General features: G+C 68.6%; 28 protein-coding genes. 15 read left to right on the top strand and 13 right to left on the bottom strand.

Features of this window, described 5'->3' with window-relative positions; all coding sequences use genetic code 11:
• Positions 1-45 precede the first annotated feature (45 nt).
• From ACW175_RS19615 to ubiG, 3 genes are all read right to left on the bottom strand, one after another.
• Positions 46-348 (bottom strand): glycine zipper 2TM domain-containing protein, encoded by a 303-nt coding sequence (locus ACW175_RS19615; protein ID WP_492101649.1) that lies wholly within the window; start codon positions 346-348, stop codon positions 46-48.
• Positions 349-469: 121 nt separating this feature from the next.
• Positions 470-1483 (bottom strand): YMGG-like glycine zipper-containing protein, encoded by a 1014-nt coding sequence (locus ACW175_RS19610; protein ID WP_492101648.1) that lies wholly within the window; start codon positions 1481-1483, stop codon positions 470-472.
• Positions 1484-1667: 184 nt separating this feature from the next.
• Positions 1668-2423, bottom strand: coding sequence for a bifunctional 2-polyprenyl-6-hydroxyphenol methylase/3-demethylubiquinol 3-O-methyltransferase UbiG (gene ubiG, locus ACW175_RS19605; RefSeq protein ID WP_492101647.1), 756 nt, complete (start codon positions 2421-2423; stop codon positions 1668-1670).
• Positions 2424-2488: 65 nt separating this feature from the next.
• Here ubiG and ACW175_RS19600 point away from each other — a divergent pair, with 65 nt between their 5' ends.
• The 11 genes from ACW175_RS19600 to ACW175_RS19550 all read left to right on the top strand — a co-directional run bounded on the left by ACW175_RS19600 (position 2489) and on the right by ACW175_RS19550 (position 13262).
• Entirely contained in the window at positions 2489-3352 is an 864-nt protein-coding gene (locus ACW175_RS19600; protein WP_492101646.1) for a hypothetical protein, read from the top strand.
• A 116-nt stretch (positions 3353-3468) separates the two neighbouring features.
• Positions 3469-4716, top strand: coding sequence for an aspartate kinase (locus tag ACW175_RS19595; protein WP_492101645.1), 1248 nt, complete (start codon positions 3469-3471; stop codon positions 4714-4716).
• Positions 4717-4793: 77 nt separating this feature from the next.
• On the top strand, positions 4794-5258 hold the full coding sequence (locus ACW175_RS19590) for a hypothetical protein (protein ID WP_492101644.1): 465 nt from the start codon (positions 4794-4796) through the stop codon (positions 5256-5258).
• 67 nt (positions 5259-5325) lie between these two features.
• A complete protein-coding gene (locus tag ACW175_RS19585) occupies positions 5326-6288 on the top strand; it encodes a DMT family transporter (RefSeq protein WP_492101643.1) in 963 nt (320 codons plus the stop codon).
• 141 nt (positions 6289-6429) lie between these two features.
• A complete protein-coding gene (locus ACW175_RS19580) occupies positions 6430-6831 on the top strand; it encodes a hypothetical protein (protein WP_492101642.1) in 402 nt (133 codons plus the stop codon).
• A gap of 241 nt (positions 6832-7072) precedes the next feature.
• Positions 7073-9337 carry a phosphoenolpyruvate--protein phosphotransferase gene (ptsP, locus tag ACW175_RS19575; RefSeq protein WP_492101641.1) on the top strand — a complete coding sequence of 755 codons (2265 nt, stop codon included), beginning with the start codon at positions 7073-7075 and terminating at the stop codon, positions 9335-9337.
• A gap of 157 nt (positions 9338-9494) precedes the next feature.
• The gene (locus ACW175_RS19570) at positions 9495-10556 is read left to right on the top strand and encodes a helix-turn-helix domain-containing protein (RefSeq protein WP_492101640.1); all 1062 of its coding nucleotides are present in this window, start codon (positions 9495-9497) and stop codon (positions 10554-10556) included.
• 78 nt (positions 10557-10634) lie between these two features.
• Entirely contained in the window at positions 10635-11774 is a 1140-nt protein-coding gene (gene ispG / locus ACW175_RS19565; protein ID WP_492101639.1) for a flavodoxin-dependent (E)-4-hydroxy-3-methylbut-2-enyl-diphosphate synthase, read from the top strand.
• A gap of 12 nt (positions 11775-11786) precedes the next feature.
• Entirely contained in the window at positions 11787-12197 is a 411-nt protein-coding gene (locus ACW175_RS19560) for a hypothetical protein (RefSeq protein ID WP_492101638.1), read from the top strand.
• Between the two features lie 123 nt (positions 12198-12320).
• Positions 12321-12722 carry a hypothetical protein gene (locus tag ACW175_RS19555; protein ID WP_492101637.1) on the top strand — a complete coding sequence of 134 codons (402 nt, stop codon included), beginning with the start codon at positions 12321-12323 and terminating at the stop codon, positions 12720-12722.
• A gap of 87 nt (positions 12723-12809) precedes the next feature.
• A complete protein-coding gene (locus ACW175_RS19550; RefSeq protein WP_492101636.1) occupies positions 12810-13262 on the top strand; it encodes a MaoC family dehydratase in 453 nt (150 codons plus the stop codon).
• A 220-nt stretch (positions 13263-13482) separates the two neighbouring features.
• Here ACW175_RS19550 and ACW175_RS19545 read toward each other — a convergent pair whose 3' ends face one another.
• From ACW175_RS19545 to prfA, 3 genes are read right to left on the bottom strand one after another with little or no spacing between them, the layout of a single operon-like run.
• Entirely contained in the window at positions 13483-14481 is a 999-nt protein-coding gene (locus ACW175_RS19545; RefSeq protein WP_492101635.1) for a class I SAM-dependent methyltransferase, read from the bottom strand.
• 31 nt (positions 14482-14512) lie between these two features.
• Positions 14513-15277, bottom strand: coding sequence for a pseudouridine synthase (locus ACW175_RS19540; protein ID WP_492101634.1), 765 nt, complete (start codon positions 15275-15277; stop codon positions 14513-14515).
• 58 nt (positions 15278-15335) lie between these two features.
• The gene (gene prfA, locus ACW175_RS19535) at positions 15336-16406 is read right to left on the bottom strand and encodes a peptide chain release factor 1 (protein ID WP_492101633.1); all 1071 of its coding nucleotides are present in this window, start codon (positions 16404-16406) and stop codon (positions 15336-15338) included.
• A gap of 181 nt (positions 16407-16587) precedes the next feature.
• Between prfA and ACW175_RS19530 the strand changes: the two genes are divergently transcribed.
• Complete coding sequence (locus ACW175_RS19530) at positions 16588-18795, top strand: putative bifunctional diguanylate cyclase/phosphodiesterase (protein WP_492105007.1); 2208 nt, start codon at positions 16588-16590, stop codon at positions 18793-18795.
• A gap of 109 nt (positions 18796-18904) precedes the next feature.
• A complete protein-coding gene (locus ACW175_RS19525) occupies positions 18905-19432 on the top strand; it encodes a DUF1993 domain-containing protein (RefSeq protein WP_492101632.1) in 528 nt (175 codons plus the stop codon).
• A gap of 35 nt (positions 19433-19467) precedes the next feature.
• Here the strand turns inward: ACW175_RS19525 and ACW175_RS19520 are convergent, their stop codons facing one another.
• Positions 19468-20133, bottom strand: coding sequence for a LysE family translocator (locus ACW175_RS19520; protein WP_492101631.1), 666 nt, complete (start codon positions 20131-20133; stop codon positions 19468-19470).
• A 123-nt stretch (positions 20134-20256) separates the two neighbouring features.
• On the opposite strand from ACW175_RS19520, the gene ACW175_RS19515 reads away from it, so the two are divergent.
• A complete protein-coding gene (locus tag ACW175_RS19515; protein WP_492101630.1) occupies positions 20257-21633 on the top strand; it encodes an aminotransferase-like domain-containing protein in 1377 nt (458 codons plus the stop codon).
• 3 nt (positions 21634-21636) lie between these two features.
• On the opposite strand, the gene ACW175_RS19510 is transcribed toward ACW175_RS19515, so the two are convergent.
• From ACW175_RS19510 to ACW175_RS19495, 4 genes are read right to left on the bottom strand one after another with little or no spacing between them, the layout of a single operon-like run.
• Complete coding sequence (locus ACW175_RS19510; RefSeq protein ID WP_492101629.1) at positions 21637-22407, bottom strand: DUF3108 domain-containing protein; 771 nt, start codon at positions 22405-22407, stop codon at positions 21637-21639.
• Positions 22408-22465: 58 nt separating this feature from the next.
• Positions 22466-22993 (bottom strand): AAA family ATPase, encoded by a 528-nt coding sequence (locus ACW175_RS19505; protein WP_492101628.1) that lies wholly within the window; start codon positions 22991-22993, stop codon positions 22466-22468.
• Positions 22994-23042: 49 nt separating this feature from the next.
• On the bottom strand, positions 23043-23570 hold the full coding sequence (locus ACW175_RS19500; protein WP_492101627.1) for a GNAT family N-acetyltransferase: 528 nt from the start codon (positions 23568-23570) through the stop codon (positions 23043-23045).
• Positions 23571-23607: 37 nt separating this feature from the next.
• Positions 23608-24834, bottom strand: a complete 1227-nt coding sequence (locus ACW175_RS19495) for a YihY/virulence factor BrkB family protein (RefSeq protein ID WP_492101626.1) — start codon at positions 24832-24834, stop codon at positions 23608-23610.
• Positions 24835-24936: 102 nt separating this feature from the next.
• On the opposite strand from ACW175_RS19495, the gene ACW175_RS19490 reads away from it, so the two are divergent.
• Complete coding sequence (locus ACW175_RS19490) at positions 24937-25698, top strand: MOSC domain-containing protein (protein WP_492101625.1); 762 nt, start codon at positions 24937-24939, stop codon at positions 25696-25698.
• 3 nt (positions 25699-25701) lie between these two features.
• Here the strand turns inward: ACW175_RS19490 and ACW175_RS19485 are convergent, their stop codons facing one another.
• Both ACW175_RS19485 and ACW175_RS19480 read right to left on the bottom strand, forming a co-directional pair.
• Positions 25702-25992, bottom strand: a complete 291-nt coding sequence (locus tag ACW175_RS19485) for a type II toxin-antitoxin system RelE/ParE family toxin (protein WP_492101624.1) — start codon at positions 25990-25992, stop codon at positions 25702-25704.
• Positions 25989-26255: a type II toxin-antitoxin system ParD family antitoxin gene (locus tag ACW175_RS19480; protein WP_492101623.1), complete on the bottom strand. Its 267-nt coding sequence runs from the start codon at positions 26253-26255 to the stop codon at positions 25989-25991. Before ACW175_RS19480 ends, ACW175_RS19485 begins: the two co-directional genes overlap by 4 nt.
• Positions 26256-26302: the final 47 nt, after the last annotated feature.

The following is a 26302-nucleotide window of genomic DNA, read 5'->3' as shown; positions in this document are numbered from 1 at the left end:
GATCTTTCGATCCGACGCCCTTTTGCGTGTTCTGGCCGCTGTTCGTTAGCGGCGATAGCGGTACTCGTAGTGGCACTTCTTCTTGTTCTTGCCGATCTCGTGACCGGCGACGGCGCCGACACCGGCGCCCAGCAGCGTGCCTTCGGTCTTGTTGCCATGGCCGGCGACGGTGTTGCCGAGCAGGGCGCCGCCAAGACCGCCGATGATGGCGCCGTTCTTGGCTTTGGACTTGTTGCAGACCAGAACGCGCTCACGGCGTTGCTGGGCTTCGGCGGCGGTGATGGCCACGCTGCTGACGGTGAAACCGACGACGGTGGCCAGGACGATGGTCTTCAGGCGGGCGCGCATGGCGGGCTCTCCGATTAATTGCTTTTGTAAGATCCCTCGGTGCGTAAACGCCCAAGCTGACGGCCGGTTGCCAATTTGTCGGCAAGTCGACCGTCAGCTTGGGTCTTACAGCCTCGAAAGACTAGCCCTCGACGCGATAGCGGCCTTCGGCGTCAGGACAGACGCGGATGTAGCGGGTCTCGACGCGACCATTGTACTCGGTCGGGGCCGGGGCCAGGCGGCAGCGTTCGCTGGCGGTGGCGGTGCGGCCATCGCTGTAGCGGTAGGGCTGGGTCTGCTCGTAGCTGTAGTAGTTGCCGCGCGTGTCGCACTTGGCCGAGGCGTTGCCCACGGCCGCGCCGACGCCGGCCCCGACCAGGGCGCCCAGCACGGTGCCTTCCGGACGGGCGTTACGGGCGGCGACGTTCGAGCCCAGGGCCGCGCCGGCCAGGGCGCCGATCACGCCGCCGACGGTGGCGTTCCGCTTGGCGTCCTGACGGCAGTCGTTTTGCGACGCCACGTTGGCGTTGGTGTCGATGCTGTAGGCGCCGGCATAGGGCGCCGCGAAGCGCGAACCCTCGCCCGGATTGCGGCGGTCATAGGCGCCATTGCCGTAGCGGCGGTCATAGGCGTCGCGGGCCGTGGTGTAGCGGTCGCGATCACGCTCCCACTGCTGGCGGCCCGGATCGTAGCTCGAGCCCGAGGCATAGCTCACCCCGCTGGTGCGGAAGCGGTTGGCGTCGCGCGGATGGCGGCGGTCATAGGCCCCGTCGCCGTTGCGGCGGTCATAATCGTAGCGGGCGCGTTCATAGTTGGCGCGGGCCCGTTCGAAATCGGCCTGCTCTGAATAATAGGCGGCGCTCTCACGATACTGGGCCGTGGTGTAGCGCGTGGCGTAGGTCGGATAGCGACGGTCATAGGCGCCGCGACCATAGCGGCGGTCATAGTCCTCGCGCGCCTTGACGTAGTTGGCGCGGTCGCGCTCGTAGGCGTCCTGGCGGTCCTGATACTCGGCGACCTTGTCATAGTAGTTGGAGCGCTGAGCGTCGTAGTTCTGAAGGCTGCGCTGGTACGCGGAATCCTGGGCTAAGGCGGGCGCGATCGCGCCAAACGCCACGGTCGTCGCGAGCAGCGCGGCGATGGTCTTGGAAGTCATGAGAAGTCTCCGTTCCCTCTAGAACGGATCGACGGCCGACCCCCGACAGTTGGGTCGCCAATCCGAGTTCAAGTCCCTGCGCGGAGAGAAGCCCCGCCTCGGGCCGAAGTTCCCGGCTGGCGCGCGATCCGCGAAAGTGGAAGCCGGTTTTGCGAAAAGAGCGCGCGTAGAAAGAGACTTCGTTTCAATCCCTGGTGACGGTCATCATATAGTTGATGTCGGAATCGGCCGACCGACTCCACCGTCCCGTCAGCGGATTGTAGGACACGCCGAACGGACCCTGCATCTCGACCGGCTCGCCGGCCAGGAAGGCGCGAAGCTCTTCGGGCTTGAGGAACTGCTTCCAGTCGTGGGTGCCTGGCGGCACCCAGCGCAGCACGTATTCGGCGCCGATCTTGGCCAGGGCCAGGGCTTTCAGCGTGCGGTTCAGGGTGGCGACGATCATCAGCCCGCCGGGCTTGAGCAGCTTGGCGCAGGTGCGCAGGAACTCGCCCGGATCGGCGACGTGCTCGATTACCTCCATGGTCAGGACGACGTCGAACGGAACCGCGCCTTCGGCCAGCATCTGCTCGGCGGTCGCCGGACGGTAGCCGATCTCCAGCCCTTGTTCGGAAGCGTGGGTCGCGGCGGTCTTGATGTTCTTTTCCGAAGCGTCGATGGCGGTGACCGCGAAGCCCAGGCGCGCCATCGGCTCGGACAGCAGGCCGCCGCCGCAGCCGATGTCCAGCAGAGAGAGACCCTCGAACGGCTGGCGGACCGTTCCGTCGCGGCCGAACCGGGCCAGGGCCTCGTCGCGGATGAAGGCCAGGCGGCAGGGGTTGAACACGTGCAGCGGCGCGAACTTGCCCTTGGGATCCCACCACTCGGCGGCGATGGCCGAGAACCGCGCCACGTCGGCGGGGTCGATGCTCCAGGAGGGCGTGGAGGTGGTATCCGTCATGAAGCCAATCTAGAGCGACGAAGGCGAGCGGGCTAGGGTCAGCCCCGTCGTTCTAGGGAAAGCCGATGAAGTCCTTGTTCATGGCCGCGATGCTGGCCGCCGTCGCGGGGGGCGCGTTGGCCCAGGAGCCCGCCCTCAAGACCGTGGAAACGCGCCGCCTGGACGCGCCCGAAGCCAACCAGGGCGTGGCGGCCGACAAGACGCATCTCTACGCCATCGATAACGGCAGGATCGCCCGCTACGACAAGGCCACGGGCGTCAAGCAGGCCGAGTGGACCGGCGACCCGGTGCGTTTCAAGCACCTGAACGCCTGCCTCATCGTCGGCAAGGACCTGGTCTGCGCGGGCTCGAACTATCCCAGCGTGCCGCAGAACAGCGCCGTGGAGGTGTTCGATCCGGTGAAGATGACCCACACGCGGACCGTGCCGCTGGGACCGGGGATCGGCTCGTTGACCTGGGTCGATCGCCACGACGGCTTCTGGTGGTCGATGTTCGCCAACTACGACGCCAAGGGCGGGGAGCCCGGGCGCGACCATCGCTGGACCACCCTGGTGAAGTTCGACGACCAGTGGCGGCGCGTCGCGGCCTGGGCCCTGCCGGCGGCGGTGCTGGAGCGCATGGCCCCCTACAGCTGCTCAGGCGGCGGCTTTGGCGACGACGGCCTGCTCTATGTCACCGGTCACGACCGGCCCGAGATGTACGCCCTGGCGATTCCCACGGAGGGCGGGGCCACCCTGGACCTGGTGACGACCTTGTCGATCCCGGTCGAGGGCCAGGCGATCGCCTGGGATCGAAGTGGGGATCGAAGTGGGGACCGCGGCGGGGACCTTGGGCGGAAGCGCACGCTGTGGGGCGTCAATCGCGCCACCCGACAGGTGGTGGCGTTCACGGTACCGCCGGTCCCGGACGTTTCGGCGTCCCGAAAATAACGGCCGGCGGCATTGCGGCGCCGCATCAAGGTCGCTAGAAGGCGGCGGCTTGCGCGAGCGGGGGCCTCGCGCCGCGTTCCGCGCAAGAATTGACCGGTTTTCGAGGTGGCAGGCACGTGTCTCGGTTGGTGATGAAGTTCGGCGGCACGTCGGTGGCCGACCTGGAGCGCATCCGTCGGGTGGCGCGCCTGGTCGCGGCCGAGGTGGCGACGGGCAAGCAGGTGGCGGTGGTCGTCTCGGCCATGTCGGGCAAGACCAATGAACTGGTCGCCTGGACCGACGGCGCGGGCCGCGCCGCGCAAGGGCTCCCGGAATCGGACGACGAATACGACGCCATCGTCGCGTCGGGCGAGCAGGTCACCGCCGGCCTGCTGGCCATGACCCTGCGCAACATGGGCCACAAGGCCCGCTCGTTCCTGGGCTGGCAGGTGCCGATCATCACGGACGAGGCCCACGGCCGCGCCCGCATCGAGGACATTCCGCCCGCCAATCTGGAAGCCTGCTTCGCCAGCGGCGAGATCGCCGTGATCGCCGGCTTCCAGGGCGTGACCCCGGACCAGCGCATCACCACCCTGGGCCGGGGCGGCTCGGACACCTCCGCCGTGGCCATCGCCGCCGCCGTGAAGGGCGCCTGCGACATCTATACGGACGTGGACGGCGTCTACACGACCGACCCGCGGATCGAGAGCAAGGCCAAGCGCCTGGCCAAGATCAGCTACGAAGAGATGCTTGAAATGGCCTCGCTAGGGGCCAAGGTGCTGCAGACCCGCTCGGTCGAGATGGCCATGGCCCATCGCGTCCCGGTGCGGGTGCTGTCGAGTTTCGTCGAACCGGGCGAAGCCCCGGGCCAAGGTACGATCGTCTGCGACGAGGAAGAAATCATGGAAAAGCGCATCGTCTCGGGCGTCGCCTACAGCCGCGACGAAGCCAAGATCACCCTGCTGGGCCTGCCCGATCACCCGGGCGTGTCCTCGCAGATCTTCGGCCGTCTCGCCGACGCCAATGTCAATGTCGACATGATCGTCCAGTCGCGGGCCCGCACCAACGCGACCGCCAACATGGAGTTCACGGTCGGCAAGCGTGACGCCGCCCGCGCCGTGGAAATCGTCCAGGCCGCCCGCGACGAGATCGGCTTCGAGGACGTCGCGGTCAACGAGGACGTCGCCAAGGTGTCGGTGATCGGGGTGGGCATGCGCAGCCACGCCGGCGTCGCCCAGTCGATGTTCCAGGCCCTGGCCGAGAAGAACATCAACATCCAGGTCATCTCGACCTCTGAGATCAAGATCAGCGTCCTGATCGACGCGGCCTATACCGAACTGGCCGTGCGGGCGCTGCACGCGGTGTACGGGCTGGATCAGCTGTAGGGGCTCGGCCAACATTCGCCGTTGCCGAAACGTCGTGTTGTGACGTTAAGAAGACGCCGTAGCTGCTGAGAATCGCCATGTCCGACGTCTTCAAGTTCGATCCCGACGCCAAGACCGTCACCTTCCACGGCGACGCCGGTCTCGACCTGCTCTACGATCTGCTGCTGCGCGCCAAGTTCGGCGACGGCTACGAGAAGCCGCTGCTGATCAGCCCGTGGCTGGCGAAGCTGCTGAACCAGCTGGACCAGGCCCTGCCGGACGACGGCCAGTGGTTCCCGGAAAAGCCCGGCCAGCCGATCTTCGACACCGACGACTTGCTGGCCATGGGCGACGCGGTCATCGAGGAAGGTCACACCGTCGGCTGGTGGACCATGACCGAGGCGGAGAAGCGCGCCTATCTGCGCAACGTCGTCGCCGCCCCGCACCCGCTGACCGACCTGGAAGTCGAGTTCATCGAGACCGATATCGACGCGGCGCTGGAACAGGCCCGCAAGCTGGTGGCCGACGCCGACGAGCCGCTGGCCCTGCCCGGGCACGGATAGGGTTCTTTCCCGCAAGGGAGGGGAAGGGAAGGCGCGAAGCAGCCATAGCTCTGCTATGCCAAGCCTCATGAGCACCTCCCGCGACCTCCTTCTGGGCTTGCTGTGCGGCCTGATCGCCGGCGCGTTCTGGGGCGGGGTGTTCCTGGCGCCGAAGCTGCTGGCCGAGTTCACGCCGTTGCAAATGACGGCCGGGCGCTACATCGCCTACGGCCTGGCCTCGGCGGTGCTGCTGGCGCCGAGTTGGAAGACGGTGATGGGCAAGATGACCGCCAGGGACTGGCGGGACCTGGCCGCGCTGAGCCTGCTGGGCAACCTGATCTACTATGTCGGCCTGTCGGTCGCGGTGCAGAGCGCGGGCGTGGCCCTGGCCTCGCTGATCATCGGGCTGCTGCCGGTGACGGTCACCCTCGTGGGGGCCAAGCGAGGGGAGGGCGTGGCGCTCCGCCATCTGGCCTTGCCGCTGGCGCTGGTGGTGGCCGGCGGGATCTGCATCAACGTCTCGGTGTTCACGCAGAGCCAGGGCGTCGGCGTCGCGCGGCAGGTGGTCGGCCTGCTGGGCGCGACCCTGGCTCTGGCGATGTGGACCGCCTACGCCGTCTGGAACGCCCGCCGCCTGGCCGCGACGCCGAAGTTCAACAGCCACGAATGGTCGCTGCTGACGGGCCTTGCTACCGGCTTGCTGTCGCTGGCGCTGGTGATCCCGGCCTTCGCCCTGGGAGGCAAGGTCCATGCGCCGGCGGCTCATACCCCTGAAGCTTGGGGCTGGTTCTGGATGGTCAGCTTCGCCGTGGCGATCGGGGCGTCGGTGATCGGCAACGGCCTGTGGAACGCGGCCAGCCGCCTCCTGCCGCTCAGCCTCTCGGGTCAGTTGATCGTGTTCGAGACCCTGTTCGCGCTGCTCTACGGGTTTCTGCACGAGGGCCGATGGCCGCGCGGGCTGGAGACGGCGGCGATCGTGCTGATGCTGGCCGGCGTGCTGTGGTCGGTGCGGCTGCATCGGCCGGCGAAAGCGGCCTTGGCGGCGGCCTGAACCTTTTTCTCAACATGACGCGAACCTGAACAGCGCGGTTCAGATCAGGTTCAAGCGCGGGGTCCTACAACGGACATCAACAGCGCCGCCCAGTCTCGGTTTCGGGAAAGAGGGCGACGCTTCTGGAACAGGAGCCCCGCCATGAAGACCATCGGCAAGTTCACCAAGACCGTCGTCGCCGTCGCCATCACCGGCGCGCTGGTCGCCCCCGCCACCGCCGCCTTCGCGGGCGAGAAGACCGATCGCGCCGTGGTCGGCGCTCTGATCGGCGGCATCGCCGGCGCGGCCCTGGGTCACGGCAAGGGCGAGGCGGTCGCCATCGGCGCGGTGGCGGGCGCCGCCCTCGGCGCTACGACGGCGAAGGACAAGTACGACCGTCACTATAGCCAGTCGTACCGGACCGCCCCCCGCTACAGCGATAGCCGCTACAGCGACAACCGCTACGGCCACGACAACCGCTACGCCTACGATCGCGGCGGTTACCGCAACGACCGTTACGACGCCCGCTACGACAACCGTTACGCCTATGGCTATCGCCGCTAGGCCCCGCCTCTAGGCCGCTCGTGTCATGATCCCTCCTCGAGCGAGCTAACCTGCGCCGCCCCTAACCGGGGCGGCGCTTTTTCGTGCCCACGCACCTAATCGCCGTTCGGTTGTCCGCGCCGGCTATCGCGCTGGCGGAATCTGCTGTAGCCCCCATGTGGAAGGCTTGGACCGGCCTTAACCCTTGGCGCGTCAAGCTGGGCTACACCGGTTCCAGGGAGAGGGAGCGCGTAAAGGCGTCATGGCGGCATCCGGCATCGCCGTTCGAGGACCACGCAGCCTGCTGCGGCAGATACGCGAGGCCATGGCCGGCGGCGGTCCCGCCCAGGCCAAGCTCGACATGGTCGTGCGCACCATCGCCATCTCGATGGTCGCCGAGGTCTGCTCCATCTATCTGCGCCGCGCCACCGGCGATCTCGAACTGTTCGCCACCGAGGGCCTGTCGCGCGAAGCCGTGCACGTCACCCGGATGAAGCCGGGCGAAGGCCTGGTCGGCGAGACCATGCGCCTGGGCCGGCCGCTGAACCTGTCCGACGCCGCCAGCCATCCGCAGTTCTCGTACCGTCCGGAAACGGGCGAAGACCCCTACCACGCGTTCCTGGCCGTGCCGCTGTTGCGCGGCGGCCGGGCGATCGGCGTGCTGGTCGTCCAGAACCGCACCGAGCGCACCTATGACGAGGAGGAGGTCGAGGACCTTCAGATCATCGCCATGGTGCTGGCCGAGATGGTCAGCTCCAGCGAACTGCTGGGCGCCGCCGAGCTCAAGGACGTCGAGCTGGCCCCGCACAAGCCCGAGCGGCTGAAGGGTTCGCGCTTCGCGGAAGGTCTGGCTTACGGCGTCGCGGTGCTGCACGAGCAGCCGGTCGCGCCCGAGACCCTGTTGTCCGACGACGCCCTGGCCGAGGAAGCGCGGCTGTCCTACGCCATCGAGGCGCTGCAGACCCAGATCGACCAGATGCTGGAGGGCCAGCACGGTCTGGTCGGGGCCAGCTACGAGGTGCTGGAGACTTACCGCCTGTTCGCCCACGACCGGGGCTGGAACCGGTCTCTGCAGGAGGCCGTGCGCTCGGGCCTGACCGCCGAGGCCGCCGTGGAGCGCGTGCGCTCCGAGCATCGCGCTCGCCTGGGCCAGGCCCGCGACCCCTATCTGCGCGAGCGGCTGCACGACCTGGAAGACCTCAACGACCGGCTGCTGCGCCACCTGTCGGGCGACGTCCACGCCGTGCGCAAGCTGCCGGACGACGCTATCCTGATCGCCCGCAACCTGGGTCCGGCCGACCTGCTGGAATACGACCGCGCCAAGCTGAAGGGCATCCTGCTCGAGGAAGGCTCGGCCGCCAGCCACGCGGGCATCGTGGCCCGGGCGCTGGACATCCCGTGCGTGGGCCGCCTGGCCGGACTGCGCGACCGGCTCAGCGAAGGCGACCCCGTCGTGGTCGACGCCGAGACCGCCGAGGCCTGGCTTCGCCCGCGTCCCGACGTCATCAAGGCGCTGAAGGTCCGGATGGAGGTCCGCGCCCAGCGCAAGGCCGAGTTTGCCCGCCTGCGCGACACCCCGCCGATCACCAAGGACGGGGCCAAGATCACCCTGCTGATGAACGCCGGCCTGGCCGTCGATCTCGACATCCTGGCCGAGACCGGGGCGGAGGGCATCGGCCTGTTCCGCACCGAGTTCCAGTTCATGGTCGCCGAGGAGCTGCCGCGTCTGGAGGCTCAGACCGCGCTCTACGAAAAGGTGCTGGAGGCCGCCAACGGCATGCCGGTGACCTTCCGCACGCTCGATCTCGGCGGCGACAAGCTGCTGCCGTACATGGAGCTCGAGCGCGAGGACAATCCGGCCCTGGGCTGGCGCGCCGTGCGCATGGGCCTGGACCGTCCGGCCCTGCTGCGCATGCAGATCCGCGCCCTGATCAAGGCCGCCGCCGGGCGGCCGCTGAAGGTGATGTTCCCGCTGGTGGCCAATGTCGACGAGTTCCGGGCCGCGCGCTCGTTCGTCGACCAGGAAGTGGCCTGGGCGCTGAAGCGCGGCCGCCCCGCGCCGTCGCGCCTGGACGTCGGAGCGATGATCGAGGCCCCGTCGCTGCTGTGGCATCTGGACGCACTGTTGCCGATGACCGACTTCGTTTCGGTCGGCACGAACGACCTCATGCAGTACCTGTTCGCCGCCGACCGGGGCAATCCGAAGGTGTCGGAGCGCTACGACCCGCTGTCGCCGGCGGCTCTGCGCGCCTTGAAGACCATTCAGCAGGCCTGCGCCGACACTGGCACGCCGGTGTCCGTGTGTGGCGAGATGGCGGGCCGTCCGTTGGAGGCCTTCACCCTGGTGGCCCTGGGTTTCGAGGCCCTCTCCATGCCGCCGGCCGGCATTGGGCCGGTCAAGCAGATGGTCCTGTCGTGCGATCGGGAGGCCGCCCGGCGCAATGTCGAGGCCCTGCTGAAGGGTTCCGGCGGATCGCTGCGCGGCGAAATCGAGACCCTGGCGAGAAAACTGTATGTGGCGGTGTGACGAAAGCTTGGCCATTAACTAAGCGTCACGTTTTAGTACATTGAATCCCGCTACTTAGTTTGATATCCACAAACAGTTGTTAAGAATTCCGTGTGATACGGAATTGGGGGCTCCGCGCTTCGCGCGCGGCGCGAGTTGTTGGGGGCTTTTAGTCGACATGCCGCTGGATACGGGCAACGTGAGGCGTTTGCATCTCGTCACGGACGCTGATGCGGACGATACGCCGATCGCCGTCGCGCAACCTTCGCTGGACGAGGCCGCCGACATCGGCCTGGCCCTGAAAGCCGCGCGCCAGTTCCGTGGCCTGACCACCCAGGACGTCGCCGACGCCACCCGCATCCGCCAGACCTATATCGAGGCGATCGAGGACATGCGCCTCGACGACCTGCCCTCGCGCCCGTTCACCATCGGCTATGTCCGCGCCTATGCCGGCCTGTTGGGCCTGGACGCCGAGGCGGCCGTGGCGCGCTTCAAGACCGACTGCCCCGACGAGGGCGCCGAGCTGCGCGCCCCGGTCGGCGTGCGCCGCGAGCGCGACCCGCGCCTGGCACTGATCTTCGCCGGCGGCCTGCTCGTGGTCGGCGCCATCCTGCTGTGGAACGTCGCCCAGCGCGCCATCACCAAGGAAGAGCCGCCGGCGCAGGTCGCTCCGGCCGCCGTCTCGACCCAGGTCCAGTCCCACGCCGCCAACAGCCAGGTCGCCCTGGGCTCGCCGCTGCCCGCCCCGGTTGAGTCGACCACGCCTGATCCCTACAAGACCCCGGGCCTCGACGACGCCGCCGCCAACGGCGGCTCGGTCGACGCCGCCAACGCCGCCTCGAAGGCGCGCGCCGCGTCCGACGCCAAGGCCGGCGTCATCGATCCGGCCAGCCAGTTCGTGGTGGGCTCGCCGTTCAAGCTCAAGGGCCAGGTGCTGGGCGCGACGCCGGCCGAGGGCTCGGGCGTGCTGATCCAGGCCCGCAAGGCCGGGGCCCTGACCGTGCGCCGCGCGGACGGCACGATCCACATGACCCGCTGGCTCTCGGCCGGCGACGCCTATCGCGCGCCGCGCACGCCGGGCCTGATCCTCGACGTGGTCGAGCCGAGCCTGTTCGAGGTCTACTATAATGGCCGCCTGACGAGCCGCCTGACCTCGAACCAGACGCCGGTGGCCAAGCTGATCCCGCCGGCGCCGGCGGCTCCCGCGCCGGTGGCGGCGGCGCCGGCTACGGCTCAATAATAAATCCCTTCTTCCCTTATGGTGGAAGGAGAGCTGTGGGGCCTTCTATCCGACCTGAAGACCCTCTAAATTAGCGTCATGGCCGCAGACCACACGCACGTCCGTCCCTGGCGCATGATCACGCGTCGGCAATCGCGCAAGATCCGCGTCGGCAATGTCGAGGTGGGCGGCGACGCGCCGATCACCGTCCAGTCGATGACCAACACCCTGACCAGCGACGCCGCCGCGACGCTGGAACAGATCCGTCAGCTGGAGGAGGCTGGCGCCGACATCGTCCGCGTGAGCTGCCCGGACGTCGACAGCACGGCCGCGTTCAAGACCATCGCCCGCGAGGCCAAGGTCCCGCTCGTGGCCGACATCCACTTCCACTACAAGCGCGGCATCGAGGCGGCCCAGGCGGGCGCGGCCTGCCTGCGGATCAATCCGGGCAATATCGGCAGCGCCGACCGGGTCCGCGACGTGATCCAGGCCGCCCGTGACCATGGCTGCTCGATGCGGATCGGCGTCAACGCCGGCTCGCTGGAGCGCGAGCTGCTCGAAAAGTACGGCGAGCCTTGCCCCGAGGCGATGGTCGAGAGCGCCCTCAACCACGCCCGCATCCTGCAGGATCACGACTTCCACGAGTTCAAGATCTCGGTGAAGGCGTCCGACCCGTTCATGACCGTCGCCGCCTACTACCAGCTGGCCGAGGCCATCGACTGTCCGCTGCATCTGGGCGTCACCGAGGCCGGGGCTCTGCGCACCGGCACGGTGAAGTCCTCGATCGGCATCGGCTCGATGCTGTGGGCCGGCATCGGCGACACCATCCGGGTCTCGCTGGCGGCCGATCCCGTCGAGGAGATCAAGGTGGGCTTCGATATCCTCAAGTCGCTGGGCCTGCGCCATCGGGGCGTCAACATCATCGCCTGCCCGTCATGCGCCCGTCAGGGCTATGACGTCATCAAGACGGTGGAGGCGCTCGAGGCCCGGCTGGCCCACATCTCGACGCCGATGTCGCTGTCGATCATCGGCTGCGTCGTCAACGGCCCGGGCGAGGCGCTGATGACCGACATCGGCTTCACCGGCGGCGGGGCCGGGTCGGGCATGGTCTACATGGCCGGCAAGCCCGACCACAAACAATCCAACGATGGAATGATCGATCACATCGTCGAACTCGTTGAGAAGAAGGCGGCCGAGATCCAGGCCGCGAACGCCGCGGAGACTCTCGCGGCCGAATAGGGAGTAGGCGCCATGCGCGCTATGGTTCGCGGTCTGACGATGGTCATGGCTCTGGCGGCGGCGTCCGGCGCCCTGGCCGCCGACCGCCCCAATCCGGAAGGCGAAGCCAAGCTGGCCAAGCGCCTCGAAGGGCGCGTGCCCGGCAAGCCTGTCCACTGCATCAGCCTGCGCCCCACGGAAAGCAGCGAGATCATCGAGGGCACGGCGATCCTCTATAACGGCCCCGGCGGCCGCATCTACGTGAACCGTCCCCGGAGCGGCGCCGATACGCTGCGCAGCGACGACATCCTGGTTACGCGGACCATCACCGCCCAGCTGTGCAACACCGACATCGTCACCCTGGTCGAACGGCTGTCGCACTTTTCCAAGGGCTTCGTGAACCTCGGCGACTTCGTGCCCTACGCCAAGCCGGACAAGCCTTAGTATAACGTCTACTTCCGGTCATTGGTGCGCGTTGAGGTTGACTATCTTGCAAGCTGGGCGGACAGTGTTCGCTAAGGGCCGAGCGGTCAACGCCGCCGGCAGGCGACAGGGAGCAAGACGACCATGCGGATGATGCTTCAAGGTTTGGTCACTGTGGCGGTGCTCGCCACGGCGTTCGGCGCCTCGGCCGGCGAACTGAACGCCAAGAGCAAGCGTAGCCTGGATCTGGCGATCAACGGCCGTGTCGCCGGCCAGCCGGTTGCCTGCATCAATCCTTCCAAGGTCTACAGCACCGATGTGATCGACAAGACCGCCATCGTCTATCGGATGTCGGACGGCGAGATCTATGTGAACCGGCCGACCCTGGGCGCCCACAACCTGGACCACAACGCGGTGGTCCTTACGCGCAAGGGGATCGAGCCGCTTTGCAGCAACGACTTCGTCAACCTGGGCGACGTGGGCGGCTGGGTCACGGCCTCGGTCGCCATGGGTCCGTTCGTGCCGTACGCCCCGGCCGCGCGCTAGGCGTCTGCGTCCGCGGAACGCGCGTTCGGGAGCGCCGGGCGTGCATTTTCGCTTTCCACGGCGCGTCATGACGGCTAACGGCGTGGGATGATCGGACCTCACCCCTCGGGCGGCTATATCCTGGACGAACTGTCCGTCGGGATGACCGCCGAAAAGCACGTCCCCGTCACCGAAGCGCGGATCGGCCTGTTCGCCGAGGCTTCCGACGACTTCAATCCCGTGCATATGGACGAGGGTTTCGCCGCCAAGACTGCCTATCGGGGCCGGATCGCCCATGGCCTGCTGTCGGCCTCGTTCGGCTCGGCGGTGGTCGGCACCATCCTGCCCGGCGCCGGCGCGATCTACCTGTCCCAGACCCTGGCCTTCCACCGCCCCGTGCGGATCGACGACGTCGTCACCGCCCGCGTCACCGTCGCGGCCATCGACACCGAGAGCGCCCGCGTCACCCTGCGTTGCGCCGGCTATGTCGGCGAGGACCTGATCATGGACGGCGAGGCCGTGGTCCGCGTGCCCCGGCGACGCAAGCCGGCCAGAGCCTAAGCGCGCCGCGCCGTCTCAACATTGGCGTCAAGGGGGGCGAGGTCAGCTAAAAGGTCACGTCCGACGCCGGCGCGTCCGAGCTGGAGTGGGATTCCACCCTGACCACGCGCACCGTCGGCGCGCGGCTTTGCCACCACGACACCATGATGGCGGCCCGCTTTGGCGAGACCAGCTTCGTGATGCTGGGGCCGTTCATCCCCTACAGCAAAGTCACCACGCCCTAGCGCCGCAGCGCCAGCAGCATCCGCCCGAACGGACGCAGCAGCGGCCGGGCCCAGGCGGGTGTCCGGTCGCGCAGCCGCGTGGCCAGGGCCATGCCCGCGTCGACCGGCGGTGGCTCGGCCGGGGCGACGGCCCGTGACGGGACGATCCGGGCCAGCGCCGCCTCGCTCGTGGCGCACAGGCAGATATTGGCGTCGGCGGTGATGCGGGCCAGGGCCGCGCTGAGGTCGTAGCCGGCCTGGCCGCTCTGGGCGAAGAAGCCGTTGACCGCGCCGAAGAACTCGACGGCCGGAAAGCCCGCATGAGCCAGAATCTCCAGCAACTGGGCGCGCGAATAGGGCCGCTCCAGGGTCCGGGTCTCCAGCATCACGCGCATGTAGTCATCGCGGATCGGCCCCTGGCGGTTGTCGCTCTCGATGATCAGCACCACGCCGTCGGGCTTGAGGCCCCGCCGGATGTTCTCCAGCGCCGCGATCGGGTCGACGAAATGGTGCAGGCACGATTCCAGGATCGCCGCGTCGAAGGTCCCCTCTAGTCCGGAGGGGAGCGCCTCGTGTTCCAGATCCACCGTGGCGAACATCGCCTCCAGTTGCTCGGCGGACAGAGTGAGATAGGGATCGTCGGCGAGCCGCTGGCGCGCCAGGGCCACGAACTGCTCAGAGATGTCGACGCCGGTTGTCGCGTAGCCCAGCCGCGTCAGCCAGTGCGATACCCAGCCCGGCCCGCAGGCCACGTCCAGCACCCGCGCCCCGCGCGGCAGCGCCAGCAGGTGGATCGTGTTGGCGAAGTGGTTCAGGTAGCTGACCACCTCGGCCAGGCTGCCGGCCGGATCTTCCGGCGTGATCGCCGCCAGCGGCTTGGTGGCCACGAAAGCCTCGATCTGCTCGCGCGAATACTGGGCGAAGAACCCATCCAGATACCGCCGCGCGCCCTCGGCCCAGTCGAAATCCGGCAACTCGGCATTGACCTCGGCCAGGAGGGCGTCTCGGGTGCGCATGGTTTCCCTCCCGCCGCCCTTCGGACGCGGCCTACCCCGCGATCAACGCCGCGCGCTCTTCGCCGGTCAAGGGCCGCCAGCGGCCCTCGGGCATTTCGCCGAGCGTCAGCGGGCCGATGCGGACGCGGAACAGGTCGACAACCTTCAGTTCCACCAGCTCGCACATGCGACGGATCTGGCGGTTGCGGCCTTCGCGCAGAACGATGCGCAGGCGCTGGTCGGAGATGACCTCGACGTCGGCGGGGCGGAGCTCTCTCCCGTCCAGCTCAAGGCCGAAACGGAGGAGCTCCAGCTTCTCCTCGGTCAGTTCGCCCATGACGGCGACGCGGTATTCCTTCTCGAGGTCCGACTGCGGGCCGATCACGGCCTTGGCCACGACGCCGTCCTGGGACAGCAGCAGCAGGCCGCGCGAGTCCTTGTCCAGGCGGCCGATCGGCGGCAGCAGGTCGCCCGACTGCGGGATCGGCGCGGGTACGCCGCCCCAGATGTTCAGGCGCGTTAAGAGCCGGGCGGCGGGCGTCTGGCCGGGATCCGGCTGGGACGACACCACGCCCACCGGCTTGTGGATCATGTAGGTGAAGGTGGAGTCGAGCTTGGCCGTGGCCCGGTCGGCCAGGGTCAGGGTCTGGCCGGGCAGAATCTTGCGGCCCATGTCCTCGACCACCTCGCCGTCGATCGACACCAGACCCTCGGAGATCAACGCTTCGGCTTCGCGGCGCGAGCACACGCCGCTTTGGGCCAGCCACTTGTTGACCCGCTGGGGCTCGTCCTCGTCGTAGGTCCGGGTCCAGGACATCAGAGCGTGATCCCGAAAAGTGGAAGCCGGTTTTCAGACAAGATCATGCTCCAGCACATCAGCCGAAGCTTTCTTCGAGGCTGGCCAGGCGCTCGGCCTGATCCTCGGCGATCAGCGGGTTGATCACGTCGTCCAGGGCGTCGCCCTCGATGATCCGCGACAGGTTGTAGAGGGTCAGGTTGATCCGGTGGTCGGTCACCCGGCCCTGCGGGAAGTTATAGGTGCGGATGCGTTCCGAGCGATCGCCGCTGCCGACCTGGCTCTTGCGGGCCTCGGAACGGGCGCTGTCCAGGGCCTCGCGCTGCATGTCGTAAAGGCGGGCCTTCAGGTTCTTCATGGCCCGGGCGCGGTTCTGGTGTTGCGACTTTTCCGAGCTGGTCACCACCACGCCGGTCGGCAAGTGGGTGATGCGCACGGCCGAGTCGGTCTTGTTAACGTGCTGACCGCCGGCGCCGGACGAGCGGTAGGTGTCGATCCGCAGGTCGCTGTCCTTGATGTCGATCTCGACGTCCTCGGCTTCCGGCAGCACCGCGACCGTGGCGGCCGAGGTGTGGATGCGGCCCTGCGCTTCGGTGGCCGGCACGCGCTGCACGCGGTGGACGCCGCTTTCGAACTTCAGCCGGCCGAACACGCCGTCGCCGGTGATCGAGGCGACGATTTCCTTGAAGCCGCCCATCTCGCCTTCAGAGATGCTGTCGACCTCGACGCGCCAGCCCTGCAGGGTGGCGTAGCGCTGGTACATGCGGAACAGGTCGCCGGCGAACAGGGCCGCCTCGTCGCCGCCGGTGCCGGCGCGCACTTCCAGGATGGCCGAGGCGTTCTCGTCCTTGTCCTTCGGCGCGAGCATCAAGGCCAGGTCGTGTTCGAGGGCCGGCAGCTTTTCGTCCAGGGCCTGGATCTCGTCGCGGACCATGTCGGCCATTTCGGGATCGGCCGCCATGACGTCCAGCTCGGCGCGCTCGGCCGACAGCTTGGCCAGGCGCTCGACGGCCTCGGCCACGGGGCGCAGCTCGGCGTGCTCCTTGGAAAGCTTGACGATCTCGGTCCCGTCGGTGGCCGCGCCCATGCGCGCCTCCACCTCGCGGAAGCGGTCGAGAACTTGGTCGAGGCGGGCCTGGGGCAGTCGCAAGGGAGCGTCACGTATCTGAAAAGGATTGGGCGATTTCTCTAGAGCCTTTCCCGGTGGAAGGGAATGGAGGCGGGCGAAACCCGTTCGGAGTTCGTTAGCCCTGGCCGTTAGCCCAGGCTTAGCCATTGGCGTGAAAGGTGCGCACTCCCGCGAGCGAACCCTTATGTCCCCTTCGCCCAAGATGAAGCGCATCGAGACCCGCCTTTCAGCGCCTTTGGCGGGCATGGCGCTGCTGACCGTCGGCGTCTTGGTCGCCGTGCTGTTCATGATCGCCGGTCGGGTCGACCGCGACGCACTGCTGCACGAGCAGGCCCTGGTCGAACGCGGCATGCAGGCCAAGGTCGCGGACCTCGAGCGCACGATCTGGCCGGAGGTCGGCTGGGACGACGCGGTCGTGAACCTCGACCACAAGTACGACCCCAAGTGGGCGCACGAGAATATCGGCGCCTATCTCGTGAGCCAGTCGGGCTTCGACCTGATCTTCGTGATCGACCACCAGGGCCGGGCGATCTTCAACGAGCAACTGGGCCAAGCCATGTCGAGCGCCTGGTACGAGCGCCACGCGTCGGCCTTCGCGCCGGTGATGACGCGCTTGCGTCAGCGCGAGTCGGCCACGCCGCGCCCGACGGTACCCAGCCCGGACGGGGATCCGGTCTCGCGGCCCATCCAGGTCAGCGCCATCGAGCGCATCGACGGCGAGACTTATCTGGTCACCGCCAGCCTGGTGCAGTCCGACTTCGGCACGGCCCTGGTCCGCCATGCCCAGGCGCCGGTCGTGCTGACCGCGCTGAAGCTGGACGCGACCTTCCTGGACGGCGTCGCCAGCCGTTTCCTGCTGGCCGGCATCCACCTGCATCCCGGCGACGCCACCGACCAAGTCCAAGACGCCCACGTCGCGCTGAAGGACCTTTCGGGCCGCATCGTCGCCACCCTGGACTGGGAGCCGCCGCATCCGGGCCAGCGCCTGCTGCGCAAGGCGGTGCTGCCGATCCTGATCGTGGTCGGCGGTCTGGCGGTGGCGGTGCTGGTCTTCGCCCGTCGCAGCCGCCGCATCGCCGAGGGGCTGGTGGCCAGCGAGGCGCGGGCCAAGCACATGGCCCTGCACGACGCCCTGACCGGCCTGCCCAACCGCGTGCTGTTCGAGGAGCGCCTGCGTCAGGCGATCGACGGCCTGTCGCGGCGCCGAGGCGCGACGGCGGTGCTGGCCATCGATCTCGACCGCTTCAAGGCGGTCAACGACACCCACGGCCACGCGGCAGGGGACGAGCTGATCCAGGCCATGGCCAAACGCCTGTCCGGCCTGTGCCGCGTCGGCGAGACGGTGGCGCGGCTGGGCGGCGACGAGTTCGGCGTGGTGGCCGTGGACCTCGACGCCAATGGTGCGGCGGCCCTCGCGGAGCGCCTGATCATGGCCCTGAGCGGCCCCGTCGAGCTGTCTTGCGGCACGGTGTTCGTCGGCGGCTCGATCGGCGTGGCCGCGGTCAACCCGGCCGAGGCCCATGTCGGCGCGGTCGAGGCCGCGCGCCGCGCGGACGTCGCCATGTATCGCGCCAAGGAAGAAGGCCGTGGCCGCTTCTGCTTCTTCGAGCCCGAGATGGACGCGGCGCTGAAGGCCCGTCGCGGGCTGGAAGCGGATCTGCGCCAGGCCATGCGGGACGGCGGCGTCTCGCTGGCCTACCAGCCCCAGGTCGACGCGGTCGGCAAGGTGGTCGGGGTCGAGGCCCTGGCTCGCTGGACCCACCCGACCCGGGGCGCGATCTCGCCCGCCGCCTTCGTGCCCCTGGCCGAGGACTGCGGCCTGATCGACGAGCTGGGCCGCCTGGTCATGCGCCGCGCCTTCACCGACAGTCTGCGCTGGAAGGCCCTGAAAGTCGCCGTCAACGTGTCGGCCCTCCAGATGAAGCAGGCCGACTTCCCCCGCCAGGTCGCCGATCTGCTGCGGGAGACCGGCGCGCGAGCTCAGGGTATCGAGCTGGAGATCACCGAGGGCGCGCTGCTGGGCGACGACGAGACTACCCACGAGGCCATCGAGCGGCTGCGGGAAATGGGCTTCTCGCTTGCCCTGGACGATTTCGGCACAGGCTACAGCTCGCTAAGCTATCTGCGCCGCTATCCGATCGACAAGATCAAGATCGACCGCAGCTTCATCACCCCGCTGGGCGAGGACAAGGAGGCCGGCGCCGTGGTCCACGCCATCGTCCGCCTGGCCAAGGCCCTGCATCTCTCGGTGATCGCCGAGGGCGTCGAGACCAATGTCCAGCGCGAGCAGCTGAAGGAGATCGGCTGCGGCCAGGCCCAGGGCTTCCTGTTCAGCGCGGCCGTGTCGGCGGACGCGATCGACGCCCTGGTCGCCGACGGCGGCCGCGTGAAGCTGACGGCGAGCCCATAGCCGCTGACAACGATTGTCATCAGTAGCGATTGAAAACTATCCCGAGGCGGGCTTAAGTCGTCGCCTAGCCCGTGCGGGGACGTCCGGCGGGCTCAGCGAGGAAGTTCCCATGTCCGTCACTCTCCAGACCGTCGCCGTGACGTCGCTCACGCGCGGCCTCAAGACGCTGCTGCTGCTGCTCGAAAAGGCCAAGGCCCATGCCGAGGCCGGCGGAACCAGCCCGGACGCCTATGTCGAGGCGCGCCTCTTCGAGGACATGCTGCCCCTGTCCGGCCAGATCCAGCGGGTCTCGGACACGGCCAAGGGCGCGGTCGCTCGCCTGACCGGCCTTGATGCGCCGCCCATGGCCGACGAGGAGAAGACCTTCGCCGACCTGCGGGACCGGATCGCCAGGACCCTGGCCTATGTCGAGAGCGTCCCGGCCTCGGCCTTCGACGGCGCCGAGACGCGCGAGGTCACCGTGCCGGCAGGTACTTTCACCCTGCAGTTCACGGGGCTGGACTACCTGCTGGAGTTCGTGATCCCGAACTTCCAGTTCCACGTCGTCACCGCCTACGACATCCTGCGCCACAAGGGCGTGCCGCTGGGCAAGCGCGACTTCCTGGGCATCGGCCCGGAGCGGCTGAAGGCGGCTTAGGAAAGGGCAGGGGGCCGGAGCCGGCCCCCTCCACCTCACCCGTGCGACCGCATCGGCGGCGGCGCGGGGACGTCCGCCAGGGCCTCCAGGCTCACGGGCCTGGCCTTGTGATCCACGAACAGCGGGTACAGCGACGCCACCAGCAGCGCCGCCATCACGATATTGAACGTCCTCAACACCGCGGGCCTGTCCAGGAACGGCCGCAGCCCCTGGCCAAACCCCGCCCAGGCCGCGCTGCACGGCGCGCCGATCAGCATGAAGGTCCCTGCCAGCAGCGGCACGAGGGTCCAGCCGCTGCCCTCCGGCGCGTAGGTCGTGACGGCGCCGAGCGCCATCGCCCAGGCCTTAGGGTTCACCCACTGGAACGCGGCCGCCTGCAGGAAGGTCATTGGCTTGCGCAGGTCCTTGTCGCTGACCTTGCTGGACGTCCCGATCTTCCAGGCCAGCCACAGCATATACGCGGCCCCGACCCAGCGCAGCACTTCGTGCAGCAGCGGATAGGTCCGGAAGACGCCGCCCAGGCCCAGGCCCATGCACAGCACCATGAAGCCCAGGCCGCAGCTGATCCCCACGATATGCAGCACGGTTCGGCGGAACCCGAAGTTCGCCCCGGACGCCAGCAGCATCATGTTGTTCGGGCCGGGCGTTCCCGCCGTGGCGAAGCAGAACAGGACATAGGCGAGCAGCAGTTCGGGGGTCATCTCCGGTCTCCCTTGGAGGGTGTCTCGGTACGGGCGGCCGAGGTGTCACGGTGATGATTTCCATTGTATCGTGAGTCAAATTGCATATTGTCATGATGACAATAAACTAGACGCGCGATGCCTATGGCCTGGATACCGACCCTTCCCGACGGCGGCGCCCCGCTCTACGAGCGGCTGGTGGCGGTGCTGCGCGCCGATATCGCCTCGGGCGTGCTGGCGGCGGGAGAGCGTCTGCCGCCGCAGCGCGATCTGGCCTATCGGCTGGGCGTCGGGCTCGGCACCGTGACCCGCGCCTATGTCGAAGCCGAGCGGGCGGGCCTGGTCAGCGCCCATGTCGGGCGCGGCAGCTTCGTCAACGCCCCGGCCGAGCACAGGCCCCATGAGCGTGACGGCCCGATCAACCTGGCCCAGAACATCGCCGCCCAGGCCCCGGCGGGGGCGCGCCTGCCTGAAGCCCTGGCGCGGCTGCGTCGGCGTCCGGACCTGCTGGAGCACCTGGCCTACGCCCCGCCGGCGGGCCACGAGACCCAGCGGCGGGCGGGGGCGGCCTGGCTGGCGCGGACCAGCAGCTATGAGAGTGTCGACTGGCGGCGGCTGATCTGCTGCGCGGGCGCCCAGCAGGGCTTGGCCCTGGCGCTGGGCGCGGTGCTGCGGCCCGGCGACATGATGCTGACCGAGCACCTAGCCTATCACGGCCTCAAGACCCTGGCCCTGCACAGCGGCTGGCGCGTCCGGGGACTGGCGATGGACAGCGAAGGCCTGCGCCCCGACGCCCTGGAAGAGGCCATCGCCGCGACCGGCGCCAAGGTGCTGGCCGTGCTGCCGACCTTGCAGAACCCCACGGGCCGGATCATGAGCCGCGCGCGCCGCGACGCCATCGTCGCCATCGCCCGCAAGCACGATCTGACGATCGTCGAGGACGACATCTACGGCGCCTATGCCGACGGCGCGCCGCCGCCGTTCGCCATGCTGGCGCCGGAGCGGACCTTCCACGTCTCGGGCGTCTCCAAGACCCTGGCGCCCGGCCTGCGCGCGGGCTTCCTGGTCGCGCCGGCGGCCGAGACCTTCGAGCGGGTGCTGGACGCCGTGCGCGTGTCGGTCTACGCGCCGCCGGCCTTCGGCGGTTTGATCGCCACCCAGTGGATCGAGGACGGCGGCGCCGACGCCATCCTGGCCGAGACCCGCGACGAGGCCCGTGTCCGCATGGCCATGGCCCGCGACCTGCTGGGGCCGGCCATGGAGACGGTCTATGCCGAGACCGCCCCGCATATCTGGCTGCCGATGAGCGAGCTGGAGGCCGAGCGCCTGGCCGGCCGCGCCCTGCGCGGCGGCGCCGAGATCACGCCGCCCTCGGCCCCGGTGGTCGAGGCCGGTCCCGAGAGCGGCGTCCGCGTCTGCCTGGGCGCGGCGCCGGACCGGGAGACCCTCCGGCGAGGCCTGGAAATCGTCGCCAGCGCGTTGTCGAGCGAAGTCTCGGAACGCTCGCGGGCGGTGATCTGAGCATTACCAGAGCAGCGTCTTCACCCAGGTCGAGCCGTCCGGCGCGACCGCGACGTTCTTGACCACCACCTGGCTGTCCTTGGCCAGCCAGAAGGTCGTCGGCTTCATTTCGGGGTGGTTGTAGTCGGTGGTCACCACCCAGCAGTCGACCTTGCCCCCGGCCGAGCTGGTCAGCACTTCGCTGCCCGTGACCTTGAACACGTAGGCCGCGGGGGCCTCGCCGCCCGGATGGTGGAAGACGATGGAGGCCTCATAGCCCTTGGCCAGCGGCAGGGCCTGCAGGAACTCCATGTCGGTCTCGAAATTGAAGGCCGGCCGCGGCGAGGCCATGTCGTACGCGGCCGTCGTATTACCCTCCATGTCCTTCAGACCGACGATCCGGTCGGGCTTGAACTCGAAGCCTTCGATCTTGGTCTGGCCGTCCTTGCCGGTGACGCGGCGCACGTGGGCGAACGGTCGGAAGGTGCCGAGCTCGAACCAGCTGTCGAGCTTCTTGACCACGCCCGGCGTCGAGCCGTCCCAGTGCTGGACGATGTGCAGGCGTTTGACCCCGGCCTGGTCGGGCTCGATGCGGATCTCGCGGGTCCAGACGTCCAGCGGGGTGATGGTGTCGCCCATCTGGCGGTAGCGCAGATAGCGGTGGGTGGCCGGCTGCAGCTTGTCGAACCGCGCCAGTGGTTGGCCAACGGGGACAGGCGTGACGGCGGCTTGCGCCGAAGCGGTCACGACCAGCGCGAGCGCGGCGCCGACGGCGATGCGGGAAATGAACGACATGAAAAGCCCCTGAGCCAACAACGCCGGCATGTGAGAGCAGGCGGGGGGCGAGGGCTACTTAAGGTTCGGTAATGCAGGCCAGCACCGCCGCCGCCCGCGTGGCCGGCTTACCCTTCGCGACTGGGATCAATTCGTAGCCCAGTTCCAGATACGCCGCCTCATGCACAGCCTCGAACCGCCGCGCCTCCTCCAGGCTGATCCGACGCGCGGCGGTCGGTGTGATGAAGCCCAGGCCCCGCACCAGGAATACCCGCCGCTTGTAGAGCCCCTCGATGCGCCGGAGCTCTTCCCGCAGCAGCGGCGAAACCGCATGATCCAGGAACCGCGCCAGGGCGAGGGCGCAGACTGGGGAGCGGTCGAAGAACACGACCTCGCCGACGGCCCGCGCCTCGCGCCGCCGCTGCAGGGTCACGATCGCGTCCACGAAGCCCGGATCAGTCCACGGCTCGGCCACGCCCTCGGCCTGGGCCAGAGCGATGACGTCGGTGGCGGCCTCCTCGACCACGGCGTGGCCGGCGCGCTCCAAGGCGCGCAACAGCACTGTTTTGCCCGCGCCCGGGGCGCCGGTCAGGATGTAGCGATGCATGGGTGGGATCCTCGCCGCGACGGCGGCGTGTAACCCCAGCCTAGCCCGCCTAAAGCGTCTTTTCCAGGGTCACGAAATGCAGGTCGTCGCGCTGGGGCACGCCGAAGCGTTCGTCGCCATAGGGGAAGGGTTCGGTCTTGCCGGTCAGGCGGTAGCCGCGGCGTTCGTACCAGGCGATCAGGGTGTCGCGCACCGAGATGACGGTCATCTCCAGGGTCTTGCCGCCGCGCTCGCGGGCGTGGGCCTCGGCGGCCTCCAGCATCGCTCGGCCGATGCCGCCGGCCTGGCGCGGGGGCGAGACGGTGACCATGCCGACATACCAGGCGTCGCCTTCCGACGGCTGGACCCATACCGAGGCGTAGGGCTTGTCGCCCTCGGCGTCGCGCAGGGTCAGGATGGTCGCGCCCGGCGTGGCCGCCAGGTCGGCGCGCAAGGAGTCCTCGTCCGTGCGCTGGCCGCCGAGAAGATAGCTCTCGCTGGTCCAGCCCTGGGTCGCCAGCTCGCCGCGATAGGCCGAGTTCACCAGGGCGGCGATGTCGGCCAGTTCGTCTTCGCGGTAGGGCAGGAGCAGAGTCATGCCGGTTACTTAGGCGGCGAGCGCGGCCGTGGGAAGCCTAACGCCCTCGCACCTTCTTCCAGGCCCCACCCGTCACCCGCCGGACCATGCCGGCTTCGCGCTTGATCATCTCCCAGGGATGGAAGGCCAGGCCCACCGTGTCGGCCATGGCCGCGCCGCGCGCGCCCATCGGCTGTTCGGGGCCGGTCGTGGAGTCGACGGCGGTCTGATGCTCGATCTCGGCGTTCAGCTCGGCCCCGACCAGGATGGCCATGATCGAGAACCACACCCAGACCATGAAGGCGATCACCGCGCCCAGCGGGCCGTAGGTGGCGTCATAGTGGGCGATGGTGTTGACGTAGAGCGAGAAGCCCAGAGAACCGGCCAGCCATCCCGCCGCCGCCGCCGCCGCGCCGATCCAGACCCACCGCCAGCGGGCCCGCGCACGGCTGGGGCCGAACCGATAGAGCACGGCGAAGGCGACGGCGGTCATCAGCAGCACGATCAACCAGCGGATCGGCGCCCAGATTTCCTCCAGCGCCGAGAGGCGTGCGGCCCGCAAGAGAATAGGCGTGACGATCAGCACGCCGGACGCCGCCGCCGCATAGGCCAGGGCGCAGAAGGTGAAGACGTAGCTCTGCAGGGTGCGCGGCACGATGTGGCGCTTCTCCTCCTCGTCATAGGCGATGTTCAGGCCGTCGAAGAGCGTGCGCATGGAGGCGTTGGCGCTCCAGATCGACAGCAGCAGCGAGAAGCCGAACGCCACGCCCAACTTGGCCTGGCCCTGGCTGGCCAGGCGCAGCATCTGCTCGCCGACGATCTGCACGACGCTGGCGGGAAAGACGCCGGCCATGTCGCGCAGTTGCGCCTCGACGGTCCGCACGTCGGCGAACAGGCCGTACAGCGACACGAAGGCGCCGATGGCGGGGAAGAGGGCCAGCAGGGTGTAGAAGGTCACGCCTCCCGCGACGGCCGGCAGGCGGTCGACGCCGATCTCCAGCCAGGTGCGCCAGAGGATGTCGCGCCAGCCCACGAGCGGGATATGTCCCGGATGCCGCGCCGCGCGACCGCGCCGGGGCTCCGCCTCGTCGAACTGGTCCGGCGGCATGGCGCGGCCTTCCGAGAGGCCGGGCGGATCGGTGATCGGTACAACGCCAGGCGTCTCCGGCGATTTCTTGCGCGGCAGGACCAACGGCGCGGCCGCCAGCAGCACGATCCAAGGCGCCAGGTGGTACGGACGCGACTTCAACCACCTCAAGATCGGACGCGGTGATCCGCCGGCCATGAAACGCCCTCCAGGTCAGCAGAACCCCGCGCGGCGAGTCGCGTTCCCGGTCGGGGGCGCGCAAGCCTTGCCATCAGCCGAGTCGTCCACGACTTTCGGCCCATGGACGCCCGCATCGCCTCGCTCTACCGCCATCCCGTCAAGGGCTTCACGCCCGAGCGCCTGACCGCCGCCACCCTGGAGGCCGGAGCCTGTTTTCCATGTGATCGGCTCTACGCGGTCGAGGATGGCCCCAGCGGCTTCGATCCCGAGGCGCCGACTCACATCTCGAAGATGAAGTTCGCGGTCCTGGCCAAGATCCCGGCCGTCGCCAAGGTCCGCACGGCCTATGACGAGACGACGGGGGTCTTCAACGCCCGCGCCGAGGGGGCGCCCGACTTCGCCGGCGACCTGCGCGCGGACGCGGGCCGCGCGGGGCTGGAGGCTTGGCTGACCGACCTGCTGGACGGCGAGATCAAGGGGCCGCTGAAGGTGGTCGAGGGCCCGGGCGCCCATCGGTTCATGGACAGCCGCTCCGGCTATGTCTCGATCGTCAACCTGGCCAGCGTGCGCGACCTCGGCCAGCGGATCGGCCGCGACCTGGACCCTCTGCGCTTCCGCGCCAATCTCTATGTCGAGGGCTGGCCGGCCTGGGTCGAGAACGACTGGACCGGCAAGGCCCTGACCGTCGGCGGCGCGACCGCCGAGGTCCTGAAACCCATCGTCCGCTGCGCCGCCACCCACGTGGATCCCACGACGGCCGAGCGTGATGTGGAGCTCGTGAAGGCCCTGTTCGACAATTACGGCCACATGTTCTGCGGGATCTACGTGAACGTCACGCAGGGCGGCGCGGTGGGCGAGGGGGATGGGGTGGCGGTGGGGTGATCGTCAGCCCAGGCGGGACTTCGCGTCCATGCTTTGGTGGAGAACGCGGACGATCTCTACGTTCTCGTCCATGCGGTAGAAGATGACGTGCGATCCGATGGCGCGGCGGCGGTAGCCTTCGCCTATCGCTTCGTCAGCCCAGCCGACGTCAGGACGCGCGGCGATCATTTCGACCGTGGACTGGATGCCTCGGAGGTAGGCCTCGGCGCGGACGTCGCCCCATCGGTCGCGCGAATACCCCCAGATTTCGATGAGGTCGAGCCTGGCGAGAGACGAGAGGCGGTAAGCCTTCATTCCTCCTGGAATCCGTGCGGGTGGGACTCCCGCAGCCTTTCCTCAATGAACGCGTCGAAGTTGAAGTCTTCTATGAAGCCGCTTTCTTCACCCGCCTTTAGCGCTGCTCGCAAAGCGGCAAGCTTGGCCTCGTGGCTTTCCAAAAGGCGGAGTCCCGCGCGCACGACCTCACTCGCCGAACCATAACGGCCGTCGGCGACTTGCGTATCGATGAAGGCCTGGAAGTGATCGCCCAGGCTCACGGAAGTGTTCTTGCTGGCCATGACGTCACGGTACCAAAAACTGGTACCGCTTTCAATCTCGCCTCCGT

It is taken from the genome of Caulobacter sp. FV1ye6ST, assembly GCF_058681225.1.
Note: the sequence above shows the minus strand (reverse complement) of the source record. Positions and strands in the feature narration are given on the sequence as shown.